General features: G+C 69.4%; 6 protein-coding genes. All 6 read right to left on the bottom strand.

The features are described from left to right. Nucleotides 1–409 (bottom strand): hypothetical protein (locus NQU54_RS47910; protein ID WP_257636545.1); only part of this gene is annotated, 409 nt, incomplete at its 3' end. Then, the gene (locus tag NQU54_RS47905; RefSeq protein ID WP_257636544.1) at nucleotides 406–1,125 is read right to left on the bottom strand and encodes a hypothetical protein; all 720 of its coding nucleotides are present in this window, start codon (nucleotides 1,123–1,125) and stop codon (nucleotides 406–408) included. The genes NQU54_RS47905 and NQU54_RS47910, both read right to left, overlap by 4 nt. A gap of 44 nt (nucleotides 1,126–1,169) precedes the next feature. Continuing rightward, on the bottom strand, nucleotides 1,170–3,200 hold the full coding sequence (locus tag NQU54_RS47900) for a hypothetical protein (protein WP_257636543.1): 2,031 nt from the start codon (nucleotides 3,198–3,200) through the stop codon (nucleotides 1,170–1,172). After that, nucleotides 3,197–4,069, bottom strand: a complete 873-nt coding sequence (locus tag NQU54_RS47895) for a hypothetical protein (RefSeq protein ID WP_257636542.1) — start codon at nucleotides 4,067–4,069, stop codon at nucleotides 3,197–3,199. Before NQU54_RS47895 ends, NQU54_RS47900 begins: the two co-directional genes overlap by 4 nt. Before the next feature lie 59 nt (nucleotides 4,070–4,128). Next, nucleotides 4,129–4,698 carry a Crp/Fnr family transcriptional regulator gene (locus NQU54_RS47890; protein WP_257636541.1) on the bottom strand — a complete coding sequence of 190 codons (570 nt, stop codon included), beginning with the start codon at nucleotides 4,696–4,698 and terminating at the stop codon, nucleotides 4,129–4,131. 129 nt (nucleotides 4,699–4,827) lie between these two features. Continuing rightward, a complete protein-coding gene (locus NQU54_RS47885; protein WP_257636540.1) occupies nucleotides 4,828–5,271 on the bottom strand; it encodes a Pycsar system effector family protein in 444 nt (147 codons plus the stop codon). Between the last annotated feature and the right edge of the window lie 227 nt (nucleotides 5,272–5,498).

The raw sequence follows: 5,498 nt of genomic DNA, 5'->3' as shown, positions 1-5,498 counted from the left end.
TAGGGCTGTTCGCGGGTTTGTGACCAGGGGGTGGCGTCGCATGGTGCTGGTCGGCAGGGATCGGCGGGCGGCCCCAGTCCAGGACATGGAGGCCTGTGCTGTGGATGAGGTCGGCGTCGGGTTGGAGGAGCTGGATGGGGGAGTGCCCGTGTCTGCGCAGCCACCTGAGGCGGCGTTGCTGTTCGGCTTGGCTCAGTGTGTGCCAGTGGTCGTAGTGGATGCCGGGGGCAGCGCCGGGGTTCTCGCGGGCCCAGGCGCGCACGAGGGTGGTTTCGTCTGGTGCGCTGTGCAGGGTGATCAGGGCCCAGGCGGTGTCGTACGACAGCGTCGGCCCGTGCCGGGCCATGAGCCGGCGGGTGCGCAGCTGGCGCACAGGGGCCAGGAACCAGCGTGCGGTATGGAGTTTCATGCCGGTGTGCTCCCGGGATCGTGAGGGCGGCGCCGGAGGACGGCGGCGGTGGCCAGGCGCTGGTGGCCGAGGGCCGTGAGGGTCTGGACGAGGGCCTGGACGAAGACCTCGCGCTGCTGCGGGGTGTGCAGGGTGGTGACGAGGTCGTCGGTGAAACGCCGGATGTCACCGCGCAGGTCGTCGTCCTGCGCCTCCTGCGGAGCAGGCAGGCCCTTCAGCGCCTGGGCCAGGCTGTCGAGGTCGTTGAAGCGGTCGGGGAACTGGGCTATCCACCACACGCGGCGTAGGTCCGGGTCGGCGAGCACCCGCTGCAGCTGGGCCAGGCGATGCAGCTCCTCGCCGTGTTCGAGGTCTGCCGCCTGCTGCCGGCGGGCATGTTCCTCGGCCAGGGCGCGGTCCGCTGCCGCGACGCTCAGCTCGGCCATGCCGCTGACCTCTAACCCAGGCATGGGGAAACCGCGTTGTGCCAGGGACGAGTTGATGGCGTCGTGGGCCGCTGCGAGATCCAGAACGGAGTGCTGGCACAGGATTCCCGCGGCCTGTCGGCGCAGGTGCGCACGCGCCAGCATCGCCAGGTCGCCCTGGCCCGTGTCACCGGGGTGCGTCGTCCACTGCCAGCTCCCTGCGATGCGGACGGTGAAGCGCACACTGCTGATGCGGCTGGCCATCCGCTCGTCACTCAGCACGAGCGGATGAGCCGTGCTCGTGCCTGCCATATCTGCTGCGAGCTGGGCCGGTCTGCTGCGCCGGCGCAGCAGACTCACGCCGTCACGGCGGCGCCGTCACCGCCGGACCGCGCCATGGCGCTGGGGCTAGCAGGGGAGGCCACCTCAGAGATCAGCTGGGCGAACAGCTGTGCGCGCCGGGCCCGTCCCAGCTCGGAGCTGTCGGGCGAGCCCACCAGCAGGCCGGAGGGGCCTTCCTGGCCCAGATAACCGCGCAGCACCTGCGCCGCCAGGGGCAGGACCTGGTCGTCCTGGAGCTTGGGCGAGTCCAGCCAGGTCGCCAGATGCCGATACGCCGCCTGCGCTGCCGTGGGCTCCTGCAGGGCCGCGCGCCAGCCGCGGACGAACAGCTGACCTGCCAGCACATCGGGAGCGTCGACGGCCTCGCCGGTGGTCTCCTGGTTCGCAGGCAGCGGCAGGAGGATGTCGCTGGTGATGTCGGTCAGGGCCAGGAACGTGCCCGCTCCGGCCTTACGAATGGTGCTGTCGCTGGATTCGGCCCATTCCACGATCTCCGACAGCACCAGGACGCGTTGCTCGGGAGTGCTCACCAGGGTGCGCACCGCGTCGGCGACGGTGTCCCGGGCCTGGTCGTCATCGCGGGAGGCCAGCAGCCGCAGCCGGGTCAGGGCGACCCGGGGATACCGCTGGCCCAGCTCGCCCGCGCAGACCGCGGCGACAGCGGCGATCAGCTGTTCGCTGGTTGTCTTCTGCTGGGCCCAGTCGTACAGCTGCTTACGTACGGCGACGCCCGCGACCGGGTGGAGCGCCATGGTCTGCAGGATGTGGATGGCAAGCTGACGGTGCGCCACACGGTCGGTCTCGATCCACCGCCTGGCCACTGACAGTACGGTGGAGCCGCCGGGCAGCAACGCCAGTGGCACCAGACAGTCGGCGATGCGCTGCAGATGACGTACGGCGATCTTGTTGGGTGCGCTGATCTGGGAGGCCCACTCCAGCAGCACGGGCCGCAGCTGCGGCCGCTGCCGCCACACGTACTTCAGCGCAGCTCCGGACAGCCCACGCTGCTTCTCCTCCAGGGAGATGCCCTCGTCATCCCTGTACGAGGCGCCGATGGCGGCCAGCCGCTTGTCCAGGTCACGACCGTACAGCGCACCGCCACGCGGCAGTTCACCACCGACCTGCGTGAACAACTGGTCCGCGGCCCCCAGTACGACGGCGGCCGGGGCTCCATCCAGCAGAGCGGCCGCAATCAGAAGCGCGCGCTCCTGCAGGTCTCCCGGTGCGGAGTGCTCCTCGAACCAGGTTTCCAGGTGCTTCTGCCAGTCGGTGAACTGCTTGCCGACTGCGGATTGGCCGTCGTCCTTGGCCTCGGCGATGAGGCGTGCCAGCCGGGCGCCGTCGGATGCCGGCGCTGCGGGGGCGAGCAGGTCGTGGAGTGAATCGTGCGTCAGCCAGTCCACCCGGCCAACAGCGAGGTGGCGCAGATGAGCCTCGGCGACCAGTGCGGCCGAGGGGCGTGCGAGGTGCACGGTCGGCACGGTCGCGAGGGTCCTGGGGTTCCAGCCGTTCGGATCGGCCAGGATGACCAGAACGACGTCGGCGGCCTGTGCCTGCTTTTGGTAGTCGGCAAGGGCGGTGTAGAAGTCCTCCGACAGATCGCGGTAGTCCGTCAGGTCCAGAACGAATGCGCGCCCCTCGGTGTGGGGGATTTGTTCGGTGCGCGGCTGGTCCCAGTCCAGGACCAGCCAGCTGATCTGCTTCCTGGGCACCCCCGCCATCCGCAGCGCATGCAGCGCGGCGGTGCGCCGTCCCGTGCCGGCCTGCCCGCACAGCACCAGGACGTGGCTCTTGCCGTAGGGGCGGCTGAGCATACTGACGGCCTGCGCCACTTGGCCGGATCCCTGCGGCCCGGGGGGATCGACGAACGCGTGTTCCGCGAGGTCCAGTTCGCCGTCGTCGACACTGGCGCTGCGCAGGTACTGCCAGCCCCGGACGTACTGGTGGTGGTGCTCTTCGTAGTCGCCGGCGACCTGCGTCACCTGTGCCTGGCCGGACGCTTCGATCTGCTGCTGCACCGCTGCAGTGCCCTCGGCGTCGGTCATGACTGCTCCTGGCTGGTGATGTAGTCGCGGCCGACCTGGATCAGCCGGGCCTTGCCGCTGGCCTCGCCCTTCTGGCGTACGGCGCCGCTGCTCTCGTTCGCGGTGGTGGCCTTTGTGCTGTGCTGAGCGGCCTGGCTGGGGCGGCCGCCGGGTACGGCGCCGCTGTCCTGTGCGAGGTAGGGGGCGAGTACCGAGGGGACCAGCCCGGGGACGAAGAGCCAGCAGATCTGCTCAAAGCCCGGCTTGCCCTCGACGCGGGCGGTGGCCCGGTGGAAGTGATGCTCCTTGAGAGCTGACGTGCGGCCCGCGGCGACCGTGCGGCCAAAGACGGTGTCCGACACCACGGCAGCCAGCAGCACTCCGTGGTCCACCGCGGCGGTCATGGCTCGGCGGGCCGCGTCGCTGTCGACCAGCCGGCAGGCGTCGTTGACCGCATCCCCCCGGTGCTCCGGCGGCGCCAGGGGCCCGACGTGCACGCTGGCCCGCAGCCGGATCGTCGGCGCGCTGGCCAGCCGGGTCTGTTCGCGCCGCTCGAGTGCCTGACCGAGGTGGACGAGGAGAGGGTCGATCAACCGTGCCGCGTGCCGGGCTGGCAGCACGAAGATGGCACCGTCTCCACGGTCCTTGACGGCGCCGAGCAGCGTCGCGTCGCCGATCCCGCACTGAGCGAACACCGTCGACAGCATGCTGTCCAGATCGGCCCGCGCGGGCGCCATCTTCGCCTCGGGGAGCTTGCTGTACTCCTTCATATCGACGGTCAACAGAGCATGCTCCGGCGGCACATCGGTGACGTCGGACGGGACGAGAGAGGGCATGGGCAGCAGCCTTTCCATCGTGTCGGGGAACTCCGAGTGGGTGTGCTGCCTCATGCTGGATGCGCCCGGGCGACGGCGGTGCCCAGCGCTGGGCACCGCGCCGGTGCGGTCGGTCACGTCTGCGCGTGAGCGTGTGACTGGATCGATGTGATGTCGCGGATGATGAGTCCGCCAGCGGCCTCCGTGGCGAGCCATCCCTGCTCGCGCCACGGTTTCAAGGCCGTTCCCACGGCGTTGCGGGACGCGCCGATCAGCTGTGACAGCTCCAACTGCGTCAGCCGCACGAGGCATTCGGCGCCGCCCGCCGACGCGGCCTGGAGCAGCCGTCCGAGCGCCGAGGCCAGGCGCACGGGCACGGCCGAAGTGGCCATCTCGAGACGTACGGTCTCCGCTTCGCGTACCCGCGCGATGGCGTGACGCAGCAGCGCGGCCTGCAGATCGTGGCGGTCCACGAAGGCCAGGAAGTCAGGGGCAGGGATGATGTGCACCCGGCAGTCCTCCGCGGCGATGACCGACGCGGTGCGTGGCTGGTTGTCCAACACCGCCAGCTCGCCCAGCAGTTCACCTGCGCCGCGTACCGCCAGCAGCGTCCGTTCGCCATGCGATCCGGTGAGCGTGATCAAGGTTGATCCGGAGACCAGCAGGATGACGTGGGTGCCCGGATCCCCCTGCCGTAACAGCACGCTCCTGGCCGGGCGCACACGGACCGGAGCCAGCTGACACAACTGCGACCAAAGATCATCACCGATGACCGAGACATGCGGCTGATACATACACCCCCCGAGTGTGGTACCCGTCACGCCACGATGTTCTCAAGCAGTGATGTATCCGCTCAACAATCCAATTCCGGCCATGCCTATGGCAGTTGCCGTTAAATCGACTGCCCACTTCACCGCACGGAACTTCCGCTGCGCCAAGCCGGCGAACAACACCAGCCGCTCCGCCTCCGCCCGCACAGGCTGGCCAGAGACCATCGCCGAGAACGTCGACACGAGTTCCTCGGCTCCGCTCTGTTCTGGGAGAGGACCTACGAACACCCTGAATCCACCGTGCCGTGGCAGCACAGGGCGGATCGCGGACAGGGCAACGACGAGTGCCGCACCAAGAAGAGCCGCAGCACACGCCATCGCAGCCACCGACAGCCAACTGGACCCCGGCACAGTCGACAGCGTCGCAGCGTCCACGGCCAGCAGGCCGCCAGTCACGCCGCACAACGTCGTCGCCTTTGTGTCCGCCCGCTGCATCTCAACGAACATCTCCGCTGCCGCATCCCCAAGCCGTCGGCAACCCGTGCAGTCAGCTGGAGTGAACCCCCCGCCCATGTCAGCCACGTCGTTCCTCCATCGGGGCTTCGGTTCTGCATCGCTCGGTTTTGCTCCACACCGTGCAGGAACCACGTCGGGGCCTGGGCACACTGCAGTGCATCACGCATGCCGAATCCGTCACAGTCCGGCTGCGCCCATGCGTCAGGGGCACCGAGCCG

The organism is Streptomyces malaysiensis subsp. samsunensis, assembly GCF_024519315.1.
Lineage (GTDB): Bacteria > Actinomycetota > Actinomycetes > Streptomycetales > Streptomycetaceae > Streptomyces > Streptomyces malaysiensis.
This window is presented reverse-complemented; position numbering and strand designations above follow the sequence as displayed.